The following is a 26,581-nucleotide window of genomic DNA, read 5'->3' on the forward strand; positions in this document are numbered from 1 at the left end:
GAGGGGTCGTGACGACGATGACCGAAACGTCTGCTCGCTTCCGTGAGTTCAAGATGCCTGACGTGGGCGAGGGACTGACCGAGGCCGAGATCCTCAAGTGGTACGTACAGCCGGGCGACACCGTCACCGACGGCCAGGTCGTCTGCGAGGTCGAGACCGCGAAGGCGGCCGTGGAGCTGCCGATCCCGTTCGACGGCGTGGTGCACGAGCTGCGCTTCGCCGAGGGCACGACCGTCGACGTCGGCCAGGTGATCATCGCGGTGGACGTGGCGCCGGGCAGCGGTGACACGGCTGCGGAGGCGGCTCCGGCTCCGGCCTCGGCCGAACCGGAACCGGCTGCGGAACCGGAGGCACCGAAGGGCCGCCAGCCGGTGCTGGTGGGCTACGGCGTGTCCGAGTCCTCCACCAAGCGCCGCGCCCGCAAGGGCGCCGAGCAGCCGGCGGCCGCGGCTGCCGCGATTCAGGGCGAGCTGAACGGTCACGGACCGGCCGTCCAGGAGAGCCGCCCGCTCGCCAAGCCGCCGGTGCGCAAGCTGGCCAAGGACCTGGGCATCGACCTGGCCACGGTCGTCCCGACCGGCGAGGGCGGGATCATCACGCGCGAGGACGTGCACGCGGCGGCCGCACCGGCGCAGGCGCCGGCGACCGCACCCGCCCCGGTTCCGGCCACGGTCCCGGAACCGGTGGTCACCGCTCCCACCCCGGTACCGGGTGCCCGGGAGACCCGTATTCCGGTCAAGGGTGTGCGGAAGGCCATCGCGCAGGCCATGGTCGGCAGTGCGTTCACCGCACCGCATGTCACCGAGTTCGTGACGATCGACGTCACGCGCACGATGAAGCTCGTGGCGGAGCTCAAGGACGACAAGGACATGGCGGGGGTTCGGGTCAACCCGCTCCTGATCATTGCCAAGGCGCTCCTGGTTGCGATCAAGCGGAACCCGGAGATCAACGCGGCCTGGGACGAGGCCAACCAGGAGATCGTGCAGAAGCACTATGTGAACCTGGGCATCGCGGCCGCCACCCCGCGCGGTCTGATCGTGCCGAACATCAAGGACGCGCAGGACAAGACCCTGCCGCAGCTCGCCGCAGCGCTGGGCGAGCTGGTCGCCACGGCCCGGGACGGCAGGACGTCTCCCGCCGCCATGGCGGGCGGCACGGTGACGATCACCAACGTCGGCGTCTTCGGCGTCGACACGGGTACGCCGATCCTGAACCCGGGCGAGTCCGCGATCCTCGCGGTCGGTGCGATCAAGCTGCAGCCGTGGGTCCACAAGGGCAAGGTGAAACCCCGTCAGGTCACCACGCTGGCGCTGTCGTTCGACCATCGCCTGATCGACGGCGAGCTCGGTTCCAAGGTCCTGGCGGATGTCGCCGCGATCCTGGAACAGCCCAAGAGGCTGATCACCTGGGCCTGATGGCCGTGTGAGGCGGAAGAAGCGGGCCTGCGCGGAGATTCCTTCCGCGCAGGCCCGCTTTTCTGTCGGGACAGGTCACTCGACGGGGGCCAGGATCACCCGGTCCGCGGCGGGCGCCGACCGGGTGTCGTCGGCGTACACGGCGGTCACCCGGGAGAAGTGGGCGGCGCCGGTCGGGGCGGCCGACAGCGCGGCGACGCTGCGAAGCCGCCCACGAGGAATGGCGGAGAGCCCGCGGCCGGGTGCAGGAAAGGGCCCGCCGAACCGCACGGCGGACCCCTCCTCGTGCCCCCGGAAGCGGGGGTGGAGGACTACTTCTGGAAGGAGTAGTCCATGATCTTCTTCATGTCCGCGGTCCGGGTGGTCGCGCTCGTGGAGGCGAGCACGGTGCCGATGACCGTCTTGCCGTTCCGGGTCGCGGCGAAGACCAGGCAGTACTTGGCCGTCGGGCCGGAGCCGGTCTTCACGCCGATCGCACCGCTGTAGCTGCTGAGCATCGCGTTGGTGTTGGACCACGACATGTAGCGGTAGCCACCGGTCTTCGTGGTGACTTTCTGCTTGGTCGACTTGGTCTTCACGACCGTGCGGAAGGTGGAGTTCTTCATCGCACTGCTGGCGATCTTCGTCAGGTCGCGCGGCGTCGAGTAGTTCGAGCCGTTCCCTATGCCGTCGAACGAGTCGAAGTGGGTGTTCGTCAGGCCGAGGGACTTGGCGGAGGCGTTCATCTTGCCGACGAACGACTTCACGCGGGCCGCGCGGGTGGTGCCGGTGCCGTACTTGTCGGCGAGCGCGTACGCGGCGTCGCAGCCGGACGGCAGCATCAGACCGTAGAGGAGCTGACGGACGGTGACCTTGTCGCCGACGATCAGGTGCGCCGACGAGGCGCCCTTGGCGACGATGTAGTCGCTGTACGCCTTCTGGATCGTGACCTTGGAATCCAGGTTGAGGTTCTTCTGCGCCAGCACCACCTTGGCCGTCATGATCTTGGTGGTCGAGCCGGTGGACCGACGGGTGTCCGCGGCCTTCGAGTAGAGGGTCTTCGCGGTTCCGTCGTTCATCACGTAGCCGCCCGCGGCGGTAATCGTGGGGGTGGGCAGCGTGGCAGCCTGCGCCGTGGAAGCGAAGACGCTGCCCGCGATGACGGCACCCGCGGTAAGAGCCACGGTGGCAGTGGCGGAAACGCGGTTTATGCCCTTAATACCAATTTTCAACTTGAACGCTCCAAATGCCCCTGGAATGCGGCCGCATGTCGGTGCCGCTCGGTGGTGAGACTCACGAGGTGTGCGAATGGATGTGCTGAATCCCCGAGTAATTTCCGGGGTTTTACCGTCCAGATTCCGGACAGCGCCGCCGCATGTGTGCATGTTGTATCTATGCTGTGTGCATGCCTGCCGCACCCCCTGTCGTGACGCACTCGCCCGCCAAGCAGCCGCCCGCCGCCGAACGCGTCTACACCCATATCAAGCAGGCGGTCCTCGACCGCCGTTACGAGGGGGGCACGCTCCTCACCGAGGGCGACCTCGCGGACGCCGTGGGTGTCTCCCGTACACCCGTGCGCGAGGCCCTGCTGCGGCTGGAGGTCGAAGGGCTGATCAAGCTCTATCCGAAGAGGGGGGCCCTGGTGCTTGCCGTCTCCGCGCAGGAGATCGCGGACGTGGTGGAAACCCGGCTGCTTGTAGAGGAGTTCGCCGCCCGCAAGGCCGTGCCCGCTTCGGCGAACCTGATCGCCCGCCTGGAGGAACTGCTCGACGAGCAGCGACGGCAGGTGGCGGCCGGGGACCTGGCCGCCGTGTCGGTCGCGGACCGCTGCTTCCACGCCGAGATCGTGCGCAACGCCGGCAACGAGATCCTGTCACGCCTCTACGACCAGCTGCGCGACCGGCAGTTGCGGATGGGCGTCGCCGTGATGGAGGCGCATCCCGGCAGGATCGCCGCCAACATCACTGAGCACACCGAGCTGCTGGAGGCCATCAGGGCCGGGGACGCTGACGGTGCCGCGCAGGTCGTACGACGCCATGTCAGCCGGGTCAGGGTGCTGGTCCGGGGTGAGGACCGGTGAGTTCTGCTGCCGCTCCCACCCTGTCCCTGCCCGGTGATCCGCCCGGCGGCCGGCGGGCCGCCCGGGTCTGGGGCATCGGCGTCGCCGTCTACTTCGTCGCCATCATCTTCCGTACGAGCCTCGGGGTCGCCGGTCTCGACGCCGCCGACCGGTTCGACGTCAACGCCTCCGCGCTGTCGACGTTCTCCATCCTTCAGCTGCTCGTCTACGCGGGCATGCAGATACCTGTCGGCCTGATGGTCGACCGGCTCGGCACCAAGAAGGTCCTCACCCTCGGGACCGTCCTGTTCACCGTCGGGCAGCTCGGCTTCGCGCTCTCCCCGTCCTACGGCATGGCGCTGGCCTCCCGGGCGCTGCTCGGCTGCGGCGACGCGATGACGTTCATCAGCGTGCTGCGGCTCGGTGCCCGTTGGTTCCCGGCCCGGCGCGGACCGCTGATCGGCCAGATCGCCGCCCTCTTCGGCATGGCGGGCAACCTCGTCTCCACGCTCTTCATCGCCCGCGCCCTGCACGGCTTCGGCTGGACCGCCACGTTCGCGGGCAGCGCGGCCGCCGGGGCCGTGGTCCTCGTCCTGACCCTCCTCTTCCTGAAGGACCACCCCGAGGGATACGAGCCGCCGCCCGTCGAACACGCGGGCGCCGCCTACGTACGCAAGCAGATCGCCGCCTCGTGGCGGGAGCCCGGCACCCGGCTCGGGATGTGGGTGCACTTCACCACGCAGTTCCCGGCCATGGTGTTCCTGCTGCTGTGGGGGATGCCGTTCCTGGTGGAGGCACAGGGGCTGAGCAGGTCCACTGCCGGGGAGCTGCTCACCCTGGTGGTGCTCTCCAACATGGCCATCGGCCTCGTCTACGGACAGGTCATCGCCCGCCACCACGCCGCGCGCGCCCCGCTCGCCCTCGGCACGGTCGCGGTGACGGCCGTCGTGTGGGCGTCGACGATCCTGTACCCGGGAGACCATGCGCCGATGTGGCTGCTGATCACGCTCTGCGCGGTGCTGGGCACCTGTGGACCCGCCTCGATGATCGGCTTCGACTTCGCACGCCCGGCCAATCCGCCGCAGCGCCAGGGCACCGCATCGGGGATCGTCAACATGGGCGGTTTCATTGCTTCGATGACGACACTGTTCGCCGTCGGTGTGCTGCTCGACGCGACGGGGGACAACTTCCGCATCGCGTTCGCCTCGGTCTTCGTCCTGGAGGCGGTCGGGGTCGTGCAGATCCTGCGGCTGCACGCCCGTGCCACGCTCCGCGAGCGGAACCACCATGTGATCAGCCGCGTGGAGGCGGTGCACGTTCCCGCGTGACGCCTGCCGCGGGCCGGTCCGGCGGCGCGCCCGTCTCTTCGCCTCACAAAGACGGGCGCCGCCGACCGTGCCGTTACGGCGTGACGGCGAAGTTCTGCAGGATCGCCGTCGCCAGCTCCTGGTCGCCCTCGACCTTGATCCGGTCCGCGACCGCCGTCGCCCGCACCCGCCCGCAGGCCAGCCGGACGTACGTCTCCCAGTCCATCGCCAGTGTCACCAGGGGCCCCAGCGACGGCGAACCGTCCACCGAACCACGGCCGTCCGCGTCGACCCTGACCGTGCGCAGGAACTCCATCGGCCCGTGCACATCGAGCACGACCGCCGAATTCGGCGGTGCGCCCGCGTCCTTGGCGACCACCTTCGGCAGCGCGGCGAGGAGCGTGTCCCGGGTGATGGTGGCGCCGGGGGAGTCGAGATTGCCGGGCTTGCCCAGCGTCGTACGCAGATCCTGCTCGTGCACCCAGACGTCGAAGGCCCGCATCCGCAGTGCCAGTTCGAGGGTCTGCTCGGCGCCGAGCGGCGCGCGGGTCATGGTCTCCGGGGCACGCGACTCGTTCCGCAGCTGACGCGAGCGGCGGATGATCGTGTACTCCAGCTCGGAGGTCATCTCGGGTGCCGTGTGGTGGCGCCGCACATCGACCTGTATCTCCATATAACGGGTGAAGTCGTTCTGTACGTGGTAGAGATCGCGCGGCAGCGTGTGGATCGGCCGCGGATCGCCGAGCTGCTCGCACTCCATACCGATGATGTGCGAGACGATGTCGCGCACCGACCAGCCGGGGCACGGTGTACGGCGATTCCACTCCCCCTCGGCGAGCGGCGTCACCAGCTCAGCTATCGACTCGATGGAGTGGGTCCAGGCATCGGCGTAGGTCTGGAGGCTGGGATGGACGGTCACGGGACCCCTCGTGCGGTTCTGCGGTGCATGGGCTGGACTGCTCGCGCGGTCGGCGGGCGGCGGCTGCGGGCTGCGTGGGAGGTTCGATCGCTAAGTTACGCTGCGAGCAGGCACCCCGGCAGTGCTTTCGTGTGACGATCGTAGGCCCGTGTTGACGGCTCGAATGCCAGGACGGTGGTAGTGTGCGCGCCTCCCTCATCCAGATCGCAGTAGACCCGGACGAATCCGTCAATTCCCGCAGGGACCGGGCCGCTTCCCTGGTCGCGGGCCAACGCGGTGCCGATCTGGTGGTCCTTCCCGAGCTGTGGCCGGTCGGCGCGTTCGCGTACACCGCCTTCGCCGACGAGGCGGAACCGCTCCGGGGACCCACCCACGACCTGATGGCGAAGGCCGCGGCCGACGCCGGGGTCTGGCTGCACGCGGGCTCCTTCGTGGAGCGCGCCGACGACGGCACGCTCTACAACACCTCGCTGGTCTTCACGCCCGAGGGCGAGCGCGCCGCCGCGTACCGCAAGATCCACCGCTTCGGCTTCGACAAGGGCGAGGCGGTGATGATGGGAGCCGGTGAGGACCTGGTCACGGTCGACCTGCCGCAGACCACGCTCGGCCTCGCCACCTGCTACGACCTGCGCTTCCCCGAACTGTTCCGCGGCCTGGTCGACGCCGGTGCGCAGACGCTCGTCGTCCCGGCGGGCTGGCCGGAGCGGCGCCGCGCCCACTGGACTCTGCTCGCCCAGGCGCGTGCCGTGGAGAACCAGGCGTATGTCCTGGCCGTCGGCACCGCCGGCACCCACGCCGGGGTCCAGCAGGCCGGGCACAGCATCGCCGTCGACCCGTGGGGCGAGGTGCTCGCCGAGGCGGGCGCGGACGAGGAGGTGCTCACCGTGGAGTTCGACCCGGCGAAGGTCGCCACCACGCGGGAGCAGTTCCCGGCGCTCAAGGACCGACGGCTGGGTCTCCTCCCGCCGTCGAGTGGCTGTTGACGCATCGGGCGGACCGGACTTCGCACCACCGTCGGGCATCCGTCGGACCGGGCCTCGCCCCATCGTCGGGCGGGGCCCGGTTTCACGTGAAACGTCCCGGTCAGCCGTCGCGCTCCTTGTCCGCGAGCACGATGACGCACACCGACACGGCGATGAGCAGTGCCGCGTCGGCGTCCTCCCGTACGACATCGATGCCGTACGTGTCCCGTACGGTCAGCCAACGCCGTGAGATCTGGGCCAGGAGTTCGCCGTCGTAGTCGATGGCGAACTCGCGGTCCAGGATCTTGCCGCTGACATCGAGCTCGGTGCCGTCGACCAGCGTCACCCGGTAATGGTTGCGCAGCAGCGAGAGCCGCTTCCGCTTGACCTCGGCGAGCTGCTCGCCGTCGCGCTCGATGAGCATCGTGTCGCGCAGGCTGAGCAGCTTCTGCCGGATCTCGACCAGGACCCGGCCCTGCGCGTCCTTCAGTTCGAAGGTGTCGCGCACCCGCATCGCCTTGCCGTCGACGAGGAAGACCTTGCGCCCGTCCGCGTCCTCGATCCAGTAGTCGTCGCCGACAGCGAACAGTCGCTCACGCACCAGGAATCTCATGGCTGACAGGTTCCCCCGGCGACCCCCCGGGATACGTGAGACTCCCCGGGACGCGTGGCACCTCAAAAATGCCGGAGACCCGCCGGAATGCGTACGCGCCACGGTGATGTTGACTGTTCACATGGCAACACGTGCGCGCGTCAGGGCCCCCGAGCTGGTCGGCAAGGGCGGCTGGCTCAATACCGGTGACCATCAGTACACCCTCGCTGACCTGCGGGGGCGCGTTGTCATTCTGGATTTTTGGACATTTTGCTGTGTGAACTGTCTGCATGTCCTCGATGAGTTGCGCGAGCTGGAGGAGAAGCACCGCGACACCGTGGTGATCATCGGTGTGCACTCGCCGAAGTTCGTCCACGAGGCCGAGCACCAGGCCGTCGTCGACGCCGTCGAGCGGTACGAGGTCCATCACCCGGTCCTCGACGACCCCGAGCTCGCCACCTGGAAGCAGTACGCCGTACGGGCCTGGCCGACGCTCGTCGTCATCGACCCCGAGGGCTATGTCGTCGCCCAGCACGCCGGCGAGGGCCATGCGCACGCCATCGAGAAGCTCGTCGAGGAGCTGGAGGCCGAGCACGCCGAGAAGGGCACGCTGCGCCGCGGCGACGGCCCGTACGTGGCGCCCGAGCCCGTGGCCACGCATCTGCGCTTCCCCGGCAAGGCCCTGCTGCTGGCCGACGGCGGCTTCCTGGTCTCCGACACCACCCGGCACCGCCTCGTCGAGCTCGACGCCGACGGCGAAACGGTGCGCCGCCACTTCGGCACCGGGGACCGCGGGTTCGCGGACGGCGGACCCGACGAGGTGCGGTTCAGCGAGCCGCAGGGGCTCGCCGTGCTGCCCGACGGCCGGATCGCCGTCGCCGACACCGTCAACCACGCCATCCGCGCCCTCGATCTCACGACCGGGATGACGACGACCGTCGCCGGCACCGGCCGCCAGTGGTGGCAGGGCTCTCCGACGACCGGCCCGGCACGCGAAGTCGACCTCTCCTCCCCGTGGGACATCGCCTGGTTCGCGGACCGGTTGTGGATCGCCATGGCGGGCGTGCACCAGCTGTGGTCGTACGACCCCGACTCCGGAACCGTGCAGGTCGCCGCGGGCACGACCAACGAAGGACTGGTCGACGGTCCGGCCGACGAGGCCTGGTTCGCCCAGCCGTCCGGCCTTGCCGCCTCGGCCGACGGTGACCGGCTCTGGGTCGCCGACTCGGAGACGTCCGCGTTGCGGTACGTCGACCGGGACGGGACCGTGCACACCGCCGTCGGTACCGGACTCTTCGACTTCGGGCACCGCGACGGCGCCGCCGGCCAGGCGCTCTTCCAGCACCCGCTGGGCGTCACCGCGCTGCCGGACGGGTCCGTGGCCGTCAGCGACACGTACAACCACGCCCTGCGCCGTTACGACCCCGCCACCCGCGAGGTCACCACGCTGGCCACGGATCTGCGCGAGCCGAGCGATGCCGTGCTGGTCGACGGCGATCTCGTCGTCGTCGAGTCCGCCCGGCACCGGCTGACCCGGCTGCGTCTGCCCGAGGAAGCCGTACGCGTCGCCGGCCAGGCGCACCGCACCCAGCGCGCGGCCACCGAGATCGCCCCCGGCACGCTCCGGCTGGACGTGGTCTTCCAGGCGCCCGCCGGTCAGAAGCTGGACACCCGGTACGGTCCCTCGACCCGGCTGCTGGTCTCGTCGACCCCGCCCGAGCTGCTGGCGGAGGGCGCGGGGCCCGGCACCGATCTCTTCCGCGACCTGGTCCTGGCCGACGGCGTCACCGAAGGCGTCCTGCATGTGTCCGCGATGGCGGCTTCCTGTGACGACGACCCGGAGAACGAGTACCCGGCCTGCCACGTCCACCAGCAGGACTGGGGCGTCCCCGTCCGCGTGAGTGCGCAGGGGACGGCGCGGCTTCCGCTGGTGCTCGCCGGAATGGACGAGGAGGCCTGACGGGCCGGCGGGGCTCAGAAGTCGTCGGCGCCGTCGCGGAGCTCGGGCGTCCCCGCACATCAGCAGTGCGGTACGGAACATGCGCGGGCCGGTGACGCGGGCGAACTCCTGGAACTCGTCCGTCCCACCGGTCACTTGTGTCACCCCTCAGCCGTCGGCCCCGCGAACCCCCTGCACAGGGAAGACGCCCGAGCCTCGGCGCGCGTTACACAGACTTCCGGAAATTCTTCGGAGCCACGGCCGAACCGGTCCGGCCGACGTGGAACGGGCAGGCCACGACGGAAGGGGCCTGCCCGCGATCGGACCTGTCCGGAGTCGGACCTGCCCGGAAAACGACCTGCTCAGCCCGCCAGGAAGGCGGCCAGCGCGTTCGCCAGCAGATACGGGTCGTCCGCGCCGCACAGCTCACGCGCACTGTGCATCGACAGGATCGCGACGCCGATGTCCACGGTCTGGATGCCGTGCCGGGCCGCGGTGATCGGGCCGATCGTCGTGCCGCACGGCATCGAGTTGTTGGAGACGAACGTCTGCCACGGCACGCCCGCCTTCTCGCACGCCGCCGCGAACACGGCCCGGCCGCTGCCGTCCGTCGCGTACCGCATATTGACGTTGACCTTGAGGATCGGCCCGCCGTTCGCCACCGGGTGGTGTGTCGGGTCGTGGCGCTCCCCGTAGTTGGGGTGGATCGCGTGACCGGTGTCGGAGGAGAGGCAGATGGTCCCCGCGAACGCCCGGGCACGGTCCTCGTACGTGCCGCCGCGGGCGAAGACGGAGCGCTCCAGCACGGTGCCGAGCAGCGGTCCGTCGGCGCCGGTGTCGGACTGCGAACCGTTCTCCTCGTGGTCGAACGCGGCCAGCACCGGGATGTACGGAATCTCGTCGTCCGGCTGTCCGGCGACGGCGGCGAGCGCGGCCGTCGCCGCGTGCACGGAGAGCAGGTTGTCCATCCGCGGCCCGGCCACCAGTTCACGGTCCCGGCCCAGGTACGACGGCCTCTCCACCGGGTGCGGCATCAGGTCCCAGCCGGTCACGTCCGCGGCGTCGACACCCGCCTCCGCGGCGACGAACCGGATCAGGTCGCCCTCCTCGACGTCCCCGAGCCCCCAGATCGGCTGCATGTGCTTCTGGCGGTCGAGCTTGAGACCGTCGGTGTTGGCCGACCGGTCCAGATGCACGGCCAGCTGAGGCACGCGCAGCAGCGGCCGGTCGATGTCGACCAGCCGGTGCGTGCCGTCGCGCAGCGAGATCCGGCCGGCGAGACCGAGGTCCCGGTCCAGCCAGGTGTTGAGCAGCGTGCCGCCGTACACCTCGACGGCGATCTGCCGCCAGCCGTACGACCCCGTGTCGGGCAGCGGCTTCACCCGCAGATTCGGCGAGTCGGTGTGCGCGCCGACGATGCGGAAGGGGGTGTGCGCCCCGGCGCCTTCCGGCACGTACCAGGCGACGATCGCCCCGCCGCGCAGCACGTACTTCCCACCGGTGGAAGCGTCCCAGGCCGCAGTCTCCTCGACCTGCCGGAAGCCGGCCTTCTCCAGCCGCGCCGCGGCGGTGGCCACGGCGTGGTAGGGGGAGGGGCTGGCCATCAGGAAGGCCATCAGGTCGTCGGTGTGACCGCGGTCGAAGCGGCGGGGAGAACTCATGTTCCTCACTGTAACGAGGCCGGACCGGCCGGATTCACCGTCGCCCCGCGGGCGAGCGGCTTGCTCAGAGAGGAGGACAGGGGCTGTCGAGGGAGACCCGGTCTACAGCTTGTCGATGGCGGTCAGGTCGATGTCGATGTCGTACGGGGCGGAGAGCTTGAGCCGGTCGTGGTGGACGCCAGTGGAGACGTACGTCTTGTTGACCGGGTCCAGCTGATACGTCCAGACCACGGGCCGGTCGTTCGCGGCCATCTCGACGAGCCAGAAGTTCGGGATGCCCGCTCCCGCGTACTTGTGCGGCTTGGTGTCACGGTCCCTGGCCTCGGAGTCGGGGGAGACGACCTCGACGGCGAGCAGGACGTCGGAGGCCTGGTAGCGGGTCTGGCGCTGGTCCCCGTCTGCTTCGGCCGTGACCACGACGAGGTCGGGTTCCGGGGCGTTTCGCTTGCCGAGGACGACGGCCATTTCGCGGCGGACACGCAGATCCCCTGGAACGTGGCTGCGCAGCCCCTGTTCCAGCAGATACATCGCCAGCGTGTGGAACTTCCGCCGCGGAGTCACGAAGACCAGACTCCCGTCGATCAGCTCTGTGTGCGGCGGGAGGTCGTGAAGAGTGAACAGGTCGTCCACGGTATAACCGTCCGGCGGCGGGACCGGCCATGTGGAATCGTCGCGCCGCGGCTGCGACGCCTCGGGCAGTGCCTCGGCGGTCATGGTTCCTCCCATGGACGGGATTCTCGGCCGTGCACTCAGCGTACCCAGCTGATACGACAGCACCGCCACCCGAAAGCGTGTCCGGGTGACGGCGCGTGTTGACGATCGTGAGCGGGGTGGGAACTAGTGCCCCTCCCGGCAAGCTTTGCCCCGTCGCGGCGGCCGGCACGCCCGCTCGCCGCGTTGGCCAAAAGCCCTGGTAGCTCCTTCCCCAAGCTCTCAGCTTCGTTCGAGCAGGGGAGACCCCATCCAAGGACTTCCGGCCGCCTTGCGACCGCACGCACTGGACGACGCTCCTCGCGGGGCAAATATTGCCGGTCACGGCACTAGAACGCGGCCTCGTCCAGCTCCATCAGCGAGTTGTCGACGGACTCGGCGAGCGCGCGCTCGGCGGAGACGCCCGGCAGGACGTTCGCGGCGAAGAACTTCGCGGCGGCGATCTTGCCCTGGTAGAAGGCGACATCCTTCGCGGAGGCGGTCGGCAGCTTCTCGGCCGCCACGGCCGCGCCCTTGAGCAGCAGGTAGCCGACGACGACATCGCCGGAGGCCATCAGCAGGCGGGTGGTGTTGAGGCCCACCTTGTAGATGTTCTTGACGTCCTCGCCGGTCGCCGTGAGGTCGGTGATCATCGTGCCGACGATCGCCTCCAGGTCCACGGCCGCCTTGGCGAGCGAGTCCAGCGCACCGGACAGTTCCTCGTTGCCCTGGGCGCCCGCGAGGAACTTCTTGATCTCCTCGGAGAGGGCATTGAGCGAGGCGCCCTGGTCGCGGACGATCTTCCGGAAGAAGAAGTCCTGGCCCTGGATCGCCGTCGTGCCCTCGTACAGCGTGTCGATCTTGGCGTCACGGATGTACTGCTCGATCGGGTACTCCTGGAGGTACCCGGAGCCGCCGAACGTCTGGAGCGACTGCGCCAGCTGCTCGTACGACTTCTCGGAGCCGTAGCCCTTCACGATCGGGAGCAGCAGGTCGTTGAGGCCGTGCAGCGCCTTGGCGTCCTCGCCCGCGGCCTCCTTCTCCTGGATCGCGTCCTGGACGGAGGCGGTGTACAGCACGAGGGAGCGCATGCCCTCCGCGTACGCCTTCTGCGTCATCAGCGAACGGCGCACGTCGGGGTGGTGCGTGATGGTGACCTTGGGCGCGGTCTTGTCCATGAAGTTCGCCAGGTCGGTGCCCTGGACGCGCTCCTTGGCGTACTCCAGCGCGTTCAGGTAGCCCGTCGAGAGGGTGGCGATGGCCTTCGTGCCGACCATCATCCGGGCGAACTCGATGATGCGGAACATCTGGCGGATGCCGTCGTGCTTGTCACCGATCAGCCAGCCCTTGGCAGGGTGCTGGTCGCCGAACGTCATCTCGCATGTGTTGGACGCCTTGAGGCCCATCTTGTGCTCGACGTTCGTCGCGTACACGCCGTTGCGCTCGCCCAACTCGCCGGTGGTCCAGTCGAAGTGGAACTTCGGGACCATGAAGAGCGACAGGCCCTTCGTGCCAGGGCCTGCGCCCTCGGGGCGGGCCAGCACGTAGTGAATGATGTTCTCGGACATGTCGTGCTCGCCCGAGGTGATGAAGCGCTTCACACCCTCGATGTGCCAGGAGCCGTCCTCCTGCTCGACGGCCTTCGTGCGGCCGGCGCCGACGTCCGAACCGGCGTCCGGCTCGGTCAGCACCATCGTCGAGCCCCACTGCTTCTCGACGGCGATCTCGGCGATCTTCTTCTGCGCCTCGTTGCCCTCGTCGAAGAGGATTCCGGCGAACGCCGGGCCGGAGGAGTACATCCACACGGCCGGGTTCGAGCCGAGGAGCAGCTCCGCGTAAGACCAGATCAGGGAGCGCGGCGAGGTGGTGCCGCCGATCTCCTCGGGCAGACCCAGGCGCCAGTACTCGGAGTCCATGAAGGCCTGGTAGGAGCTCTTGAAGGAGGCCGGGACCGGTGCGGTGTTGGTCTCCGGGTCGAAGACCGGCGGGTTGCGGTCGGCGTCGGCGAACGAGTCGGCGAGCTCGTTCTCGGCGAGGCGGTTGACCTCGTCGAGGATGCTCTTCGCAGTCTCGACGTCCATCTCCGCGAACGGTCCGGTGCCGTACAGCTTGTCGCGCCCGAGGACCTCGAAGAGGTTGAACTCGATGTCGCGGAGATTCGACTTGTAGTGCCCCATGGGAAGGCTCCGTAATCAATAGCAGTGGCGCACAGCGCCCCGGGGAGGGGTGAGGGCCGGGCGGGCGACGAGCTGGCGGTGCGTATATCAGCTGACCTCACCGATGATGCTACCCGTCAGTAATAAGACGCAACCCCTCAAGGGCCCGATGTGGCCGATTACTCTTTGCGGCATGTACGGCTACGACCAGAACCAGGGCGCACAGCAGCAGATGGGTGGCGGCTACGGCGAGCAGCCGCTGTATCCCGAGCCCTCGCCGCCCTCCCTCGGTGATGCGGTACGGGCCTTCACCACGGGTTCTCTGTCCGCCGAGGACTTCCAGCAGATCTTCGCGTCGTCGAAGGTCTACTGCCCGCGCGGCGACAACCCCGGCTTCCTTGCCCTGCACAACACCCAGCAGCCGGTGATCCCCATGTTCACCACGCTCAAGGAACTCCGGCTGTACGCGGGCAAGGAGTCCAAGTACTTCGTGATCACCGGCGCCGAGGTGATCGATCTGCTGCCGACCGGCTACGGCTTCGTCCTCGACATGGAGGGCGAGCACCGCATGGTCTTCGACGCCAAGGCTGTGGAGCAGATGGTCGATTTCGCGATGCGTCGCATGTACGGCTAGGACGTGTTTCGAAAGTGGCGTCGTCCGCCCGTGGAGCGGGCCGGGCGGCGTCGGGTGCGTGCACACGCACCGCATGACGCTCCTCATGGGGCAGACGCTGCCGGTCGCGGCGCCGGGTGTCACTGCCTCGCAGACGTGTGATTCCTGACCTCCGAGAAGGGGTCCGTACCTGTCGGGTACGGACCCCTTCTCGTTGTCCGGGGAGTGGCTGCGGCGGCGCGGGAATGCCGGAGCCCTTGCAGGATGTTCACTGTTCAACTAAATTGAAGCCAGGACAATCCCGGAGGTGGCTCCCCATGCCCGCAGTGACCGTCGAAAACCCGCTGACCCTGCCCAAGGTCGCCGCCTCGGGCGACGCCACGGCCCGTCCCGTGCTCACCGTCACGACGGCGCCGAGCGGATTCGAGGGAGAAGGCTTCCCGGTTCGCCGCGCGTTCGCCGGGATCAACTACAAGTACCTCGACCCGTTCATCATGATGGATCAGATGGGTGAGGTGGAGTATCAGCCCGGAGAGCCGAAGGGCACCCCGTGGCACCCGCACCGCGGCTTCGAGACCGTGACGTACCTGATCGACGGAACCTTCGTCCACCAGGACAGCAACGGTGGCGGCGGCACGATCCAGAACGGTGACACCCAGTGGATGACGGCCGGATCCGGCCTCCTCCACATCGAGGCGCCGCCGGAGTCCCTCGTCATGTCGGGCGGCCTCTTCCACGGGCTGCAGCTCTGGGTGAACCTGCCCAAGGCCGACAAGATGATGGCCCCCCGCTACCAGGACATCCGTGGCGGCCAGGTCCAGCTCCTCGCCTCCCCGGACGGCGGCGCGCTGCTCCGCGTCATCGCCGGTGAGCTTGACGGGCACGAGGGTCCGGGGGTCACCCACACCCCGATCACGATGATCCACGCCACCGTGCGTCCGGGCGCCGAGGTGACCCTGCCGTGGCGCGAGGACTTCAACGGACTCGCGTACGTGCTGGCCGGTCGCGGCACGGTCGGCCAGGAGCGCCGTCCCGTCCACATGGGGCAGACCGCCGTCTTCGGCGCAGGCTCCTCGCTGACCGTCCGCGCGGACGAGAAGCAGGACGGCCACACCCCGGACCTGGAGGTCGTCCTCCTCGGCGGCCGCCCCATCCGGGAGCCGATGGCGCACTACGGGCCGTTCGTCATGAACAGCCAGGCCGAACTGAAGCAGGCCTTCGAGGACTTCCAGGCCGGCCGCCTCGGCACCGTGCCCGCAGTCCACGGCATGGGTGAGTGACCTGCGTGACGGGTCGGCCTGACGGCCCGTCACCCGTTCGGTCGTACAAGCGGGACATGGCTCCCGCGTCGTGATCGGGTGGGAGGGTGGATACCCGGAAACCCCTCCTGCCCGACATCGCGTGGCGAACAGCTGCCTGGTGCGCCGTACTTCTGCTGGTCACCGGTGTTGCCGCAGTCGCCATCTGGCTGTGCGTCGTCCTCAAGACGGCCGTCACCCCGGTGCTGCTCGCCCTGCTCGGTACGGCGCTGCTCGGCCCCGTCTACCGCTGGCTGGTCACCCGAGGGGTGAACCGGTCGGTGGCCGCCGGGCTCACCTGCGCGCTGCTCGTCGCGTTCGCCGGCGGCGCCGGGTACATCGTCGTCACCGCGTTCATCGACACCGGCGACCAGATCATCCGGTCACTGAAGGACGCCGGGCAGTGGGTCATCGACCATTTCGGCGTCGCCCGGAACACCAATGTGAACAACCTCGTCGCCAACGCGCGGAAGCTCGTCGAGAAATTCGGCGCGAGCGCCGCGGGCGGACTGCTCACCGGGATCAGCCTGGTCGGCTCGCTGATCGCGACCGGCGTCCTCGCCCTGCTGCTCACCTTCTTCTTCCTGCGCGACTCCGACCGGGCCGTGAAACTCGCGCACTCCGTCGCCCCGCGCGGCACCGGTGACCTGGTCGAGGCGATGGGGCGGCGGGCGTTCGAAGCGGTCGAGGGCTTCATGCGGGGCACGACGCTCATCGCGCTGATCGATGCCCTCTGCATCACCCTAGGTCTGCTGATCCTGCGGGTGCCCGGGGCGGTGGGGCTGGGGGCGCTGGTCTTCGCCGGCGCGTACATCCCGTATCTCGGGGCGTTCATCTCGGGTGCCGTCGCCGTTCTGGTGGCGCTCGTCGACCGGGGGCTCGTGATCGCGCTCTGGGCGCTCGGGGTGGTGCTCGCGGTACAGGTGCTGGAGGGGCACGTGCTGCAGCCGGTGATCCAGAGCCGTACGGTCCAGATGCACCCAGCCATGATCATGATCGCGCTGACCGCGGGCGCGAGTGTGGCGGGCGTGCTGGGCATGCTGCTGGCGGTACCGGCGTGCGCGGCGGCGTTCGGCGTCCTCGGCGAACTCCGCACACGCCACGCCCAGGACGAACCGCCATCCACCCCACCGAGCCCATCCGCCCCGCCGAACGCCTCCGACGGCTGAGGGCGGGAACAGCGCCCGGCCGCACCCGGAACCCCCTATGCCCCGTCTGCCCCGGCCGCCTCCACCGGCTCGCCGGACTCGGACAACTCGAACCAGATCGACTTCCCGGCGCCCTGCGGATCCACCCCCCACGCGTCGGCCAGCATCTCCATCAGCACCAGCCCCCGCCCACTGGACGCCATCTCGCCGGGCTGCCGCTTGTGCGGCAGCTCGTCGCTGCCGTCCGCCACCTCCACGCGCAGCCGCCGCTCCCCCCGTTCTCCGGTCGCCTCGGCGACCATCAGCGCGTCCCCGTCCGTGTGGAGGAGCACGTTGGTCGCCATCTCGGAGATCATCAGGACCGCGGCATCGACCTGCTCCGGGTCCGCCCAGTCGTGCAGCAGCTCGCGCAGCTGCTGCCGGGCCGCCGCGATCCGCTCGGGCTCGGCCTGCGCGATGGTCAGTGCGGTGCGGCGCGGCGCCGCCTGCCTCGGGGCACCCGACTCGCGCCGCAGCAGCAGCACCGCGATGTCGTCCTCGCGGCGGTCGGCGAACGGACCGGTCGTGTAGTGCGAGCCCGGCCCGTGCACCGCCTGTACCAGCGCGTCGGCGAGCTTCTCCAGGTCGCCGGTCTGCTCCTCCAGGACCGGCCGGAGTCGCACCCAGCCGGTCGCCATGTCGTGGCCGCCGGTCTCGATCAGCCCGTCCGTGCACAACATGATCGTCTCGCCGGTCTCCAGGACGATCTGAGTCGTCGGATAGTCGGCGTCCGTCTCGATGCCGAGCGGCAGCCCGCCGCCGGTCCGCCGGATCACCGCGGTCCCGTCTGCGCTGATCACCACCGGGTCGGGGTGTCCGGCCCGGGCGATGTCGAGCGTGCCGGTCTCGGGGTCGGCCTCCGCGTACAGGCACGTCGCGAAGCGGGGCCCGGTCTCCTCCCCGTCGTCGTACGCGTCGGTGAGCCCGGAGAGGAACCGGGAGGCGCGGGAGAGCACCGCGTCCGGGCGGTGCCCTTCGGAGGCGTACGCGCGCAGAGCGATCCGCAGCTGCCCCATCAGCCCGGCCGCCCGCACGTCATGGCCCTGGACGTCGCCGATGACCAGGGCGATACGGCCGTTGGGGAGCGGGATCATGTCGTACCAGTCGCCGCCCACCTGGAGTCCGCCGCCGGTCGGCACGTACCGGGCGGCGACCGTCATGCCGGGGATGTCGGGGCCCAGGGACGGCATCATCGACCGCTGGAGCCCCTGCGAGAGCTCCCGCTCGGTCTCGGCCACCCCGGCCCGTGCCAGGGCCTGGGCGAGCATCCTGGCGACGGTCGTCAGCACGGATCGCTCGTCCGGCGAGAACGCCACCGGGTGCCGGAACCCCGCCATCCAGGCGCCCATCGTGCGGCCCGACACGATCAGCGGGAGAAAGGCCCAGGAGCGGCGTCCGAAGCGGCCGGCGAGCGGCCAGGTGGCCGGGAAGCGGCGGCGGTACTCCTCCGGCGACGGGAGATAGATCGCCCGCCCGGTCCGTACGACCTCTGCGGCCGGATAGTCCGTCTCCAGCGTCATGTCGGTGAACGGGTCCTCGTCGCCCACGGTGTGCCCGTGGTGCCCGATGATCGTCAGGCGGTCGCCCGCGACACCGAAGACGGCCAGCCCGTCCGGCGAGAACCCGGGCATGGAGAGCGACGCGGCGACCCGCAGCACCTCGGCGGTCGACCGGGCCTCGGCCAGTGCCCGCCCCGCGTCCAGGAGGAACGCCTCCCGGGAGCGGCGCCAGTCCCCGGTGATGGGGGTGTGCGCGCCGGTGGTTCCCGGCTGCGGTTCGGCGACCTCCTGGAGCGTGCCGACCAGCACGTAGTCGTCGCTGCCCGTCGGCAGTGGTTTGGAACGGGTGCGTACGGTACGGAGCACCCGCCCGCGGTCGTCCACGATCCGCAGCCGTGCCTCGGCCAGGGTGCCTTCGGCGACCGCGAGGTTCACCACACCGTTGATCTCGTTCCAGTCGACCGGATGGAAACGCGCGCGCACCGCGGCCTCCCGGAAGACACCGGCTTCGGCGGGCAGCTCCAGCAGCCGGGCCGCCTCCGCATCGAGCGTGACGGTCCCGGCTCCGTTGTCCCAGCGCCACAGGCCGGTCGCCGTCGCGGCCAGGACGTCCTCGGTGCGCATTGCCCTACTTTAGGAAGATGTGTGCGGCTGATGCCACCGAGGAGGCCGCCGACGGGCTCCCGAGGAGCGCCCCGACCGCGCCGGATGATCTTGCCTGGGGTTATGGCAATGAAGTGGTGCGGGCGTGGGCGGTAGCCTGGGGAGGCTGAATCCACCAAACCGCGAAGACTGGATGAACGACGATGCATCGGTACAGGTCCCACACCTGCGGCGAGCTCCGCGCCTCTGACGTCGGCACCGACGTCCGGCTGAGCGGCTGGCTGCACAATCGTCGAGACCTGGGCGGCATCCTCTTCATCGATCTGCGCGACCACTACGGTCTGGTGCAGCTCGTCGCCCGCCCCGGCACGCCCGGCAACGAAGCCCTGTCGAAGCTCACCAAGGAGACCGTCGTCCGGATCGACGGCAAGGTCTCCGCGCGCGGTGCCGACAACGTCAACCCGGAGCTCCCGACCGGCGAGATCGAGATCGAGGTCGCCGAGGTCGAGGTGCTCGGCGAGGCCGCCCCGCTGCCCTTCACGATCAACACCGAGGACGGGGTCAACGAGGAGCGGCGCCTGGAGTACCGCTTCCTCGACCTGCGCCGCGAGCGCATGCACCGCAACATCATGCTGCGCTCCGCCGTCATCGCCTCGATCCGTTCGAAGATGGTGACCCTCGGCTTCAACGAGATGGCGACCCCGATCCTCACCGCGACCTCCCCGGAGGGCGCCCGTGACTTCGTCGTCCCGTCCCGGCTGAACCCCGGCAAGTTCTACGCGCTGCCGCAGGCTCCGCAGCAGTTCAAGCAGCTGCTGATGATCTCCGGCTTCGACCGCTACTTCCAGATCGCGCCGTGCTTCCGCGACGAGGACGCCCGCGCCGACCGCTCCCCCGGCGAGTTCTACCAGCTCGACGTCGAGATGTCGTTCGTCGAGCAGGAGGACGTCTTCCGGCCGATCGAGAAGCTGATGACCGATCTCTTCGAGGAGTTCGGCAACGGCCGCCACGTCACGTCGCCGTTCCCGCGGATCCCGTTCCGCGAGTCGATGCTGAAGTACGGCAACGACAAGCCGGACCTGCGCGCCAAGCTGGAGCTCGTCGACATCTCCGATGTCTTCGCGGACTCGGAGTTCAAGGCGTTCGCCGGCAAGCACGTCCGCGCCCTTCCGGTGCCGGACACCGCGGGCCAGTCCCGTAAGTTCTTCGACGGTCTGGGTGAGTACGCCGTCGAGCACGGCGCCAAGGGTCTCGCCTGGGTCCGCGTCGGCGAGGACGGCACCCTTGCCGGTCCGATCGCCAAGTTCCTCACCGAGTCGGACATCAAGACCCTCACCGAGCGTCTGTCGCTCGTCCCGGGCCATGCCGTCTTCTTCGGCGCCGGGGAGTTCGACGAGGTCTCCAAGATCATGTCGGCCGTCCGGGTCGAGGCCGCCAAGCGCGCCGGCCACTTCGAGGAGGGCGTCTTCCGGTTCTGCTGGATCGTCGACTTCCCGATGTACGAGAAGGACGAGGAGACCGGCAGGATCGACTTCTCGCACAACCCCTTCTCGATGCCCCAGGGCGGCCTGGAGGACCTGGAGACGAAGGACCCGCTGGACATCCTCGCCTGGCAGTACGACATCGTCTGCAACGGCATCGAGCTGTCCTCCGGCGCCATCCGTAACCACGAGCCCGAGCTGATGCTCAAGGCGTTCGAGATCGCCGGTTACGACCGCGAGACCGTCGAGCAGGAGTTCGCGGGCATGCTCCGCGCGTTTCGTCTCGGCGCCCCGCCGCACGGTGGCATCGCCCCCGGCGTCGACCGCATCGTGATGCTGCTGGCCGACGAGCCGAACATCCGCGAGACGATCGCCTTCCCGCTCAACGGCAACGCGCAGGACCTGATGATGGGCGCGCCCACCCAGCTGGACGAGGGTCGTCTGCGTGAGCTGAACATCCAGCTTCGCAAGCCGGTCGCGGCGGCGAAGGACAAGACCGAGAAGTAGACCGGTCCCGGACCGTCGAGGTCCGCTTCCGTTCCACGTGAAACAGCCCCCGGCCGTCGGCCGGGGGCTGTGCCGCGTTCTGCTCCTGGTCGGCCCTCCGGTCCTCCGCCAAGTGGCAGGGCCCGGACCCGTCTCGGCGGGGCACGGTTCCGGGCTTTTTCCTGCCTGCGCGCCGACAGCTGAACAGCGGGACACGCCCGCAGCGGCAAAGAGAAGCCGATCGGATGCGGCCGGATGGCCGCTTTGTCTGATTAGTCGGGAGTGGAGTCGGCAAAGACTGGCTCGGGGACTTGGCGCGGGGACTCGCCTCCGCCGCCTTCGACACCGATCCCTAGGAGAGCCCTCGTGCCCGAACGCGTGTCACGTCGCAGGTCCAGACGTCCGCCGTACGCCGTCTGCGCCGCACTGTTCCTCGTGCTGACCGGGTGCGGTGCCTCAGGCACCGCACCCGCCACTGTCCCCAGCGGCGGCTCCCACGCCCCCGCACCCGCCGGTACCTCCAGTGCGGCGGCGATCGCCGGCGCCCGTGGACCGGCCGCCCCCGCACGTCCTCGAGAGATCCAGTTGCTGGGGCCGGGGATCAGGGCGGCGATCCCGGCCGATTCCCGGCAGGCGCTGGTCGTCACCGGGGACTCACCCGACTCCAGTCTGGCCACCGCCGTCCTCTACACCCGTGAGGACCCCATGGTGGGCTGGCAGCCGGTCATGGGCCCGTGGCCCGCCCACAACGCCCTGAAGGGCTGGACCGCCGAGCACCGGGCGGGTGACCTCCGGACCCCCATCGGGGTCTACGGGCTGACGGCCGCGGGCGGTCGGCGCGCCGCACCGGGCACCGCGTTCCCGTACGAGCAGAACCCGCTCTTCAACGTCAGCGGCGAAGGGTTTCACGGGGACTCTCTGGAGGGGTCCTTCGACTACGTCATCGCCATCGACTACAACCGCATCCCCGGGGCCTCTCCGCTGGACCCGACCCGTCCGCTCGGCGAGGAGCGGGGCGGCGGCATCTGGCTCCATGTCGACCACGGCGGACCGACCCAGGGCTGCATCTCGCTCCCCAGGGGCCGGATGAGGGAACTGCTGCGCGCCCTCGACCCGGCAAAGATGCCGGTGGTCGTCATGGGTGACGCCGCGGCCCTGGCCCGCGGATGACATCGGGCACCCGAGGAGCCCGCATACGCGAGGGGCCCGCACCGTCACCGGTCCGGGCCCCTCTTCTGCGTCGCGAGAACTACGCGGGCTTCTCCTCCAGGCGCGGGAACAGCACTGCACCCTTCGTCACCGTCGCGCCCGCCGGCAGCTGACCCCAGTTGCCCGCCTCCTGCACGAGCTGATCGGGCAGGGCGCCCAGGGACGCCTCGGCGCCGAGGGAGTCCCACAGCTTCTGCGAGGTCTCCGGCATCACCGCGTTCAGCAGGACCGCGACACCGCGCAGCGCCTCGGCGGCCGTGTACAGAATCGTCGCGAGGCGGGCCCGGCCCTCGGGGGACTCGTCCTTGGCGACCTTCCAGGGCTCCTGCTCCGTGATGTAGCCGTTGACCTGCTTCACGAAGTCGAAGATCGCCAGGATGCCGGCCTGGAAGTCCACCTCCTCGCCGATCTTCCGGTCGGCCGTGGCGACGGCCTTCGCAAGACCCTCCTGGACTGCCTTCTCGGCCTCACCGGCGGCCGTGGCCTCCGGGAGCGACCCGCCGAAGTACTTGCCGACCATGGCGGCGACGCGCGAGGCGAGGTTGCCGTAGTCGTTGGCGAGCTCGGAGGTGTAGCGGGCGGTGAAGTCCTCCCAGGAGAACGAGCCGTCATTGCCGTACGCGATCGCCCGCAGGAAGTACCAGCGGTACGCGTCCACACCGAAGTGCGAGGTCAGGTCCTGCGGCTTGATGCCGGTCAGGTTCGACTTCGACATCTTCTCGCCGCCGACCATCAGCCAGCCGTTGGCGACGACCTTGCCGGGCAGCGGCAGGCCCTGGGCCATCAGCATCGCGGGCCAGATGACCGAGTGGAATCGCAGGATGTCCTTGCCGATCAGGTGCACATCGGCCGGGAAAGTCCCGTCGAACTTCTCCTGGTTGGCGCCGTAGCCGACCGCCGTCGCGTAGTTGAGCAGCGCGTCGACCCACACGTAGATGACGTGCTTCTCGTCCCACGGCACCGGGACGCCCCAGTCGAACGTGGAGCGCGAGATCGACAGGTCCTGCAGGCCCTGCCGGACGAAGTTCACGACCTCGTTGCGGGCAGACTCGGGCTGGATGAAGCCGGGGTTGTTCGCGTAGAACTCCAGCAGCTTCGGGCCGTACGCGCTCAGCTTGAAGAAGTAGTTCTCCTCCTTGAGGATCTCCACCGGCTTCTTGTGGACGGCGCACAGCTTCGTGCCGTCCTCCGCCTCGATGAGGTCGCCGGGGAGCTTGTACTCCTCGCAGCCCACGCAGTACGGGCCTTCGTACCCGCCCTTGTAGATCTCGCCCTTGTCGTACAGGTCCTGCACGAACTCCTGCACACGGTCCGTGTGCCGCTTCTCCGTCGTGCGGATGAAGTCGTCGTTCGCGATGTTCAGGTGCTCCCAGAGGGGCTTCCAGGCCTCCTCGACGAGCTTGTCGCACCACTCCTGCGGAGTGACGTTGTTCGCCTCGGCAGTGCGCATGATCTTCTGACCGTGCTCGTCCGTGCCGGTGAGGTACCACACCTTCTCGCCGCGCTGGCGGTGCCAGCGGGTGAGCACGTCGCCTGCGACGGTCGTGTAGGCGTGGCCCAGGTGAGGAGCGTCGTTGACGTAGTAAATGGGGGTCGAGACGTAGTACGCCTTCGCCCCCTGCTTCTCGGATCCAGTGGCCGCCATGGTCGAAATCCTAACGGCCTGTGGGTGATCCACTCACACCGATAAACGTCGCCCGGCCGTGGAGACCTTTGCGAAACATGCCTTCCGGTAGCAATGGCCCATCCTGGGAGGGAGCGGACAGGCATGCACGAGGCAGGGGACATCACGATGCGGGTACTGGTCGCCGAGGACGAGGAGATCCTGGCGGAGCTCGTCGCCACCGGTCTGCGGCGGGCGGGGTTCGCCGTCGACACGGTCTACAGCGGCGACGCGGCCGTCGCCTACCTGGGGCTCCACGACTACGACGTCGTCGTCCTCGACCGCGATCTGCCACGGGTGCACGGCGACGACGTGGCGCGCGGACTCGTCGCCTCCGGCTCGCGCACCCGGATCCTGATGCTCACGGCTGCCGGTTCCATGGAAGACCGCGTCTCGGGTCTCGACCTCGGCGCCGACGACTATCTGGGCAAGCCGTTCGAGTTCCCGGAGCTGGTGTCACGGGTACGGGCGCTGCGGCGGCGCAGCGCCCGGCCCGTGCCGCCGCAGCTGCAGCGGCACGGCGTCCGGCTCGACTCCGTACGGCGCACCGCGTCCCGCGACGGCCGGGAGCTGGACCTCTCGCCGAAGGAGTTCAGCGTCCTACAGCTGCTGCTGGAGGCGGACGGTGGGACGGTCAGCGCGGAGGAGCTGCTGGAGCGTGCCTGGGACGCCAACGCCGACCCGTTCACCGGCGCCGTCCGCGTCTGCATGAGCAAGCTGCGCGGGAAGCTCGGGGAACCCGCCCTGATCCGTACGGTGCAGGGTGTGGGGTACGCCCTGTGAAACTCCCGTCGGCCGTCCGGCACGCCACGATCCGGACGCGGATCGCGCTCGTGTACGGCGGGGTGTTCCTGGTCCTCGGGACCGTGCTGCTCACCACCGTCAACCTTGCCTCCCGCGCCGGTACGGACTCGCAGGCCCGCGCGATCGCCGCCACCGCCGCTGTCATCCAGCCGGGCTACGCGGTGAACGGTCCGCTCATCACCCGGCGCAGCCTCGGCCCGCCCACCGTCTACGACCTCACCGACCATGTCAGCGACGCGGCCGGCCACCAGCTGCTGATCTGGTCCGCGGCCGCGCTGCTCGTGATGACGGCGTGCGCCGTCGGGGTGGGCTGGTGGACCGCGGGGCGGGTACTGCGGCCCGTCCACGCGATGACCGCGAAGGCGCGCCGCCTCTCCGAGCACACGCTGCACGAACGGATCGCTTCGAACGGACCCGACGACGAGCTGAAGGAGCTCGGTGACACGCTGGACGCGCTGCTGGCCCGGCTGCAGAAGGCGTTCGACAGCCAGCGGCGGTTCATCGCCAACGCCTCGCACGAGCTGCGGACACCGCTGGCCACCCAGCGGGCCGCGATCCAGATCGGACTGGACGACCCGACGCCTGAGGATCTCGTGCGGATCAGGGAGACGCTCCTCGACAACAACCGGCGCAGCGAGCGGCTCATCGAGGGGCTGCTGGTGCTGGCGCGCAGCGAGCGGGGGCTCGCGGCGGGCGAGCGGGACGCGGTCGATCTCGCACAGGTGGTGGCGGAGGAGGCGGCCCGGTACCCGGGTGTGCGGGTCTCGGCGCAGCCGTGCGGGACACGGGGGAACCGGCTGCTGCTGGCCCAGCTGGTGGCGAACCTGCTGGCCAACGCGGTGACGTACAACGTGCCCGACGGGACGGTGGAGGTGTCCGTCGCAGGGGGCGGGGCCGATGAGCCGGTTCTGGAGGTGTGCAACACCGGGCCGCTGGTGGCGGATGCGGACATCCCGGGGCTCTTCGAGCCGTTCCGGCGGGGCGAGGGCCGGGACCGGATGGGGGCGGGCTCCGGACTCGGTCTTTCGATCGTGCGGTCCATAGCGGTGGCGCACGGCGGTACGGTCACGGCGGTGCCGCGCCCCGGGGGCGGGCTCGCCGTGACCGTACGTCTGCCGGTCGACCTGCCGGGTCAGCCCTTGTCGGGGGCGGTCTCGCGGGTGGCGAGCCAGGCGGGGAGCGCGGCGAGAAGCTCCTGATAGAGCGTGGCGTCCGGCACCTCGCGCGGGGCGGGGCCCGCGTGGAAGAACGCGGCGTTCGGGGCGTCCAGCTTCCGCAGGAACTCGAAGCCCTTCGCGTCCTCCTCGCCGAACGCGACGAACTGGAAGAACAGCGGCAGCCGCGCCGCCTCGACGAGCGCCTGCTTGGCGGGCTGCTTGGTGTCCGGCGGGCCGTCCGTCTGGAAGATCACCAGGGCGGGACCGGTGGCCTCCGACTTCTCGTAGTGCGCGACGACCTCCTCGACGGCACGGTGGTAGCTCGTACGGCCCAGACGGCCGAGCCCCGCGTGCAGCTCGTCGATCCGGCCCTCGTGAGCGGTGAGGTCGACCGTGCCGGTGCCGTCGATGTCGGTCGAGAAGAAGACGACGGGCACGGTCGCGGTCTCGTCCAGGTGCGCGGCGAGGGCGAGCGTGCGGTCGCCCAGGTGCTGGGCACTGCCGTCCTTGTAGAACGGCCGCATGGAGCCGGAACGGTCGAGTACCAGGTAGACGGTGGCGCGGAGCCCGGTCAGGCCGTGCGCCTCCAGTGCGGCCTGGGCAGCCTTGTACGGCTCGGCGAGCGCAGGCGCACTGGACGCGACCTGGGCGAGAGGCAGGGCGGGTGCGGGGGCCTCGGAGGGCACGTCGGTGACGGGCGCCTCTGCGGCGGGTTCCGGTGCGGGAGCGGGGTCGACGGCGGCGGCGACCGGTGCGGGCTCGGGTGCGGAGGCCGGAGCGGTCGGCTCGCTCTCGGCCGGCGTCTTTGGCTCGGCCTCGGCCACGGCGACGACCGTCTTCGGTTCGGCCGGGGTCTCCGGCGCGACCGGTTCGGCTTCGACGGGGGCCTCCGGCGCGGGGGC

At 69.7% G+C, this 26,581-nt stretch carries 22 protein-coding genes; 12 read left to right on the forward strand and 10 right to left on the reverse strand.

The genetic code is table 11. The features are described 5' to 3' along the window. Positions 1-8 precede the first annotated feature (8 nt). Positions 9-1,415, forward strand: a complete 1,407-nt coding sequence (locus AB0N06_RS22705) for a dihydrolipoamide acetyltransferase family protein (protein ID WP_366136504.1) — start codon at positions 9-11, stop codon at positions 1,413-1,415. 75 nt (positions 1,416-1,490) lie between these two features. Here the strand turns inward: AB0N06_RS22705 and AB0N06_RS22710 are convergent, their stop codons facing one another. Further along, on the reverse strand, positions 1,491-1,685 hold the full coding sequence (locus AB0N06_RS22710; RefSeq protein WP_366136505.1) for a hypothetical protein: 195 nt from the start codon (positions 1,683-1,685) through the stop codon (positions 1,491-1,493). 41 nt (positions 1,686-1,726) lie between these two features. Then, complete coding sequence (locus tag AB0N06_RS22715; RefSeq protein WP_366136506.1) at positions 1,727-2,626, reverse strand: D-alanyl-D-alanine carboxypeptidase; 900 nt, start codon at positions 2,624-2,626, stop codon at positions 1,727-1,729. Between the two features lie 173 nt (positions 2,627-2,799). On the opposite strand from AB0N06_RS22715, the gene AB0N06_RS22720 reads away from it, so the two are divergent. Beyond that, the gene (locus AB0N06_RS22720) at positions 2,800-3,474 is read left to right on the forward strand and encodes a GntR family transcriptional regulator (protein WP_366136507.1); all 675 of its coding nucleotides are present in this window, start codon (positions 2,800-2,802) and stop codon (positions 3,472-3,474) included. Then, positions 3,471-4,781, forward strand: coding sequence for an MFS transporter (locus AB0N06_RS22725; protein ID WP_366136508.1), 1,311 nt, complete (start codon positions 3,471-3,473; stop codon positions 4,779-4,781). The genes AB0N06_RS22720 and AB0N06_RS22725 overlap by 4 nt, the downstream gene beginning before the upstream one ends. Positions 4,782-4,854: 73 nt before the next feature. Here AB0N06_RS22725 and AB0N06_RS22730 read toward each other — a convergent pair whose 3' ends face one another. Beyond that, positions 4,855-5,679 carry a maleylpyruvate isomerase family mycothiol-dependent enzyme gene (locus tag AB0N06_RS22730; RefSeq protein WP_366136509.1) on the reverse strand — a complete coding sequence of 275 codons (825 nt, stop codon included), beginning with the start codon at positions 5,677-5,679 and terminating at the stop codon, positions 4,855-4,857. A gap of 182 nt (positions 5,680-5,861) precedes the next feature. Here AB0N06_RS22730 and AB0N06_RS22735 point away from each other — a divergent pair, with 182 nt between their 5' ends. Further along, positions 5,862-6,662, forward strand: coding sequence for a carbon-nitrogen family hydrolase (locus tag AB0N06_RS22735; protein WP_366136510.1), 801 nt, complete (start codon positions 5,862-5,864; stop codon positions 6,660-6,662). A gap of 100 nt (positions 6,663-6,762) precedes the next feature. On the opposite strand, the gene AB0N06_RS22740 is transcribed toward AB0N06_RS22735, so the two are convergent. Beyond that, complete coding sequence (locus AB0N06_RS22740) at positions 6,763-7,254, reverse strand: LURP-one-related family protein (protein ID WP_366136511.1); 492 nt, start codon at positions 7,252-7,254, stop codon at positions 6,763-6,765. 121 nt (positions 7,255-7,375) lie between these two features. Here AB0N06_RS22740 and AB0N06_RS22745 point away from each other — a divergent pair, with 121 nt between their 5' ends. Further along, on the forward strand, positions 7,376-9,193 hold the full coding sequence (locus tag AB0N06_RS22745) for an NHL domain-containing thioredoxin family protein (RefSeq protein ID WP_366136512.1): 1,818 nt from the start codon (positions 7,376-7,378) through the stop codon (positions 9,191-9,193). Between the two features lie 341 nt (positions 9,194-9,534). On the opposite strand, the gene AB0N06_RS22750 is transcribed toward AB0N06_RS22745, so the two are convergent. The 3 genes from AB0N06_RS22750 to AB0N06_RS22760 all read right to left on the reverse strand — a co-directional run bounded on the left by AB0N06_RS22750 (position 9,535) and on the right by AB0N06_RS22760 (position 13,700). Next, positions 9,535-10,833: a M18 family aminopeptidase gene (locus AB0N06_RS22750; RefSeq protein ID WP_366136513.1), complete on the reverse strand. Its 1,299-nt coding sequence runs from the start codon at positions 10,831-10,833 to the stop codon at positions 9,535-9,537. A 102-nt stretch (positions 10,834-10,935) separates the two neighbouring features. Then, positions 10,936-11,559 carry a Uma2 family endonuclease gene (locus AB0N06_RS22755; protein ID WP_366136514.1) on the reverse strand — a complete coding sequence of 208 codons (624 nt, stop codon included), beginning with the start codon at positions 11,557-11,559 and terminating at the stop codon, positions 10,936-10,938. Between the two features lie 314 nt (positions 11,560-11,873). Further along, positions 11,874-13,700, reverse strand: a complete 1,827-nt coding sequence (locus AB0N06_RS22760) for an acyl-CoA dehydrogenase (protein ID WP_366136515.1) — start codon at positions 13,698-13,700, stop codon at positions 11,874-11,876. 172 nt (positions 13,701-13,872) lie between these two features. Here AB0N06_RS22760 and AB0N06_RS22765 point away from each other — a divergent pair, with 172 nt between their 5' ends. From AB0N06_RS22765 to AB0N06_RS22775, 3 genes are all read left to right on the forward strand, one after another. Further along, complete coding sequence (locus AB0N06_RS22765; protein ID WP_037701899.1) at positions 13,873-14,313, forward strand: SseB family protein; 441 nt, start codon at positions 13,873-13,875, stop codon at positions 14,311-14,313. 296 nt (positions 14,314-14,609) lie between these two features. Further along, the gene (locus AB0N06_RS22770) at positions 14,610-15,572 is read left to right on the forward strand and encodes a pirin family protein (RefSeq protein WP_366136516.1); all 963 of its coding nucleotides are present in this window, start codon (positions 14,610-14,612) and stop codon (positions 15,570-15,572) included. An 86-nt stretch (positions 15,573-15,658) separates the two neighbouring features. After that, positions 15,659-16,759: an AI-2E family transporter gene (locus tag AB0N06_RS22775; protein ID WP_366136517.1), complete on the forward strand. Its 1,101-nt coding sequence runs from the start codon at positions 15,659-15,661 to the stop codon at positions 16,757-16,759. A gap of 35 nt (positions 16,760-16,794) precedes the next feature. Here AB0N06_RS22775 and AB0N06_RS22780 read toward each other — a convergent pair whose 3' ends face one another. Continuing rightward, positions 16,795-18,900 carry a SpoIIE family protein phosphatase gene (locus tag AB0N06_RS22780; RefSeq protein WP_366136518.1) on the reverse strand — a complete coding sequence of 702 codons (2,106 nt, stop codon included), beginning with the start codon at positions 18,898-18,900 and terminating at the stop codon, positions 16,795-16,797. Between the two features lie 182 nt (positions 18,901-19,082). Here AB0N06_RS22780 and aspS point away from each other — a divergent pair, with 182 nt between their 5' ends. Together aspS and AB0N06_RS22790 are read left to right on the forward strand one after the other, a co-directional pair. Beyond that, positions 19,083-20,867: an aspartate--tRNA ligase gene (aspS, locus tag AB0N06_RS22785; protein WP_366136519.1), complete on the forward strand. Its 1,785-nt coding sequence runs from the start codon at positions 19,083-19,085 to the stop codon at positions 20,865-20,867. Positions 20,868-21,212: 345 nt separating this feature from the next. Beyond that, positions 21,213-22,016 carry a L,D-transpeptidase family protein gene (locus AB0N06_RS22790; protein ID WP_366136520.1) on the forward strand — a complete coding sequence of 268 codons (804 nt, stop codon included), beginning with the start codon at positions 21,213-21,215 and terminating at the stop codon, positions 22,014-22,016. 79 nt (positions 22,017-22,095) lie between these two features. Here AB0N06_RS22790 and metG read toward each other — a convergent pair whose 3' ends face one another. Next, the gene (metG, locus tag AB0N06_RS22795) at positions 22,096-23,700 is read right to left on the reverse strand and encodes a methionine--tRNA ligase (RefSeq protein WP_366136521.1); all 1,605 of its coding nucleotides are present in this window, start codon (positions 23,698-23,700) and stop codon (positions 22,096-22,098) included. Between the two features lie 147 nt (positions 23,701-23,847). Between metG and AB0N06_RS22800 the strand changes: the two genes are divergently transcribed. Together AB0N06_RS22800 and AB0N06_RS22805 are read left to right on the forward strand one after the other, a co-directional pair. Further along, positions 23,848-24,501 carry a response regulator transcription factor gene (locus AB0N06_RS22800; RefSeq protein WP_366136545.1) on the forward strand — a complete coding sequence of 218 codons (654 nt, stop codon included), beginning with the start codon at positions 23,848-23,850 and terminating at the stop codon, positions 24,499-24,501. Then, on the forward strand, positions 24,498-25,721 hold the full coding sequence (locus AB0N06_RS22805; RefSeq protein WP_366136522.1) for a HAMP domain-containing sensor histidine kinase: 1,224 nt from the start codon (positions 24,498-24,500) through the stop codon (positions 25,719-25,721). The genes AB0N06_RS22800 and AB0N06_RS22805 overlap by 4 nt, the downstream gene beginning before the upstream one ends. On the opposite strand, the gene AB0N06_RS22810 is transcribed toward AB0N06_RS22805, so the two are convergent. Next, positions 25,655-26,581: VWA domain-containing protein (locus AB0N06_RS22810; RefSeq protein WP_366136523.1), on the reverse strand; the 927-nt coding region annotated here is incomplete at its 5' end. The genes AB0N06_RS22805 and AB0N06_RS22810 overlap by 67 nt on opposite strands.

Origin of the sequence: Streptomyces sp. NPDC051020 (assembly GCF_040683105.1) — a bacterium.
GTDB lineage: Bacteria > Actinomycetota > Actinomycetes > Streptomycetales > Streptomycetaceae > Streptomyces.

Bases quoted from the DNA above. Each gene is read 5' to 3' on its own strand.
- AB0N06_RS22720 (WP_366136507.1), top strand. From the start codon at position 2,800: ATGCCTGCCGCACCCCCTGTCGTGACGCACTCGCCCGCCAAGCAGCCG.
- AB0N06_RS22740 (WP_366136511.1), bottom strand. From the start codon at position 7,254: ATGAGATTCCTGGTGCGTGAGCGACTGTTCGCTGTCGGCGACGACTAC.
- AB0N06_RS22745 (WP_366136512.1), top strand. From the start codon at position 7,376: ATGGCAACACGTGCGCGCGTCAGGGCCCCCGAGCTGGTCGGCAAGGGC.
- AB0N06_RS22750 (WP_366136513.1), bottom strand. From the start codon at position 10,833: ATGAGTTCTCCCCGCCGCTTCGACCGCGGTCACACCGACGACCTGATG.
- AB0N06_RS22755 (WP_366136514.1), bottom strand. From the start codon at position 11,559: ATGGGAGGAACCATGACCGCCGAGGCACTGCCCGAGGCGTCGCAGCCG.
- AB0N06_RS22760 (WP_366136515.1), bottom strand. From the start codon at position 13,700: ATGGGGCACTACAAGTCGAATCTCCGCGACATCGAGTTCAACCTCTTC.
- AB0N06_RS22765 (WP_037701899.1), top strand. From the start codon at position 13,873: ATGTACGGCTACGACCAGAACCAGGGCGCACAGCAGCAGATGGGTGGC.
- AB0N06_RS22770 (WP_366136516.1), top strand. From the start codon at position 14,610: ATGCCCGCAGTGACCGTCGAAAACCCGCTGACCCTGCCCAAGGTCGCC.
- AB0N06_RS22780 (WP_366136518.1), bottom strand. From the start codon at position 18,900: ATGCGCACCGAGGACGTCCTGGCCGCGACGGCGACCGGCCTGTGGCGC.
- aspS (WP_366136519.1), top strand. From the start codon at position 19,083: ATGCATCGGTACAGGTCCCACACCTGCGGCGAGCTCCGCGCCTCTGAC.
- metG (WP_366136521.1), bottom strand. From the start codon at position 23,700: ATGGCGGCCACTGGATCCGAGAAGCAGGGGGCGAAGGCGTACTACGTC.
- AB0N06_RS22800 (WP_366136545.1), top strand. From the start codon at position 23,848: ATGCGGGTACTGGTCGCCGAGGACGAGGAGATCCTGGCGGAGCTCGTC.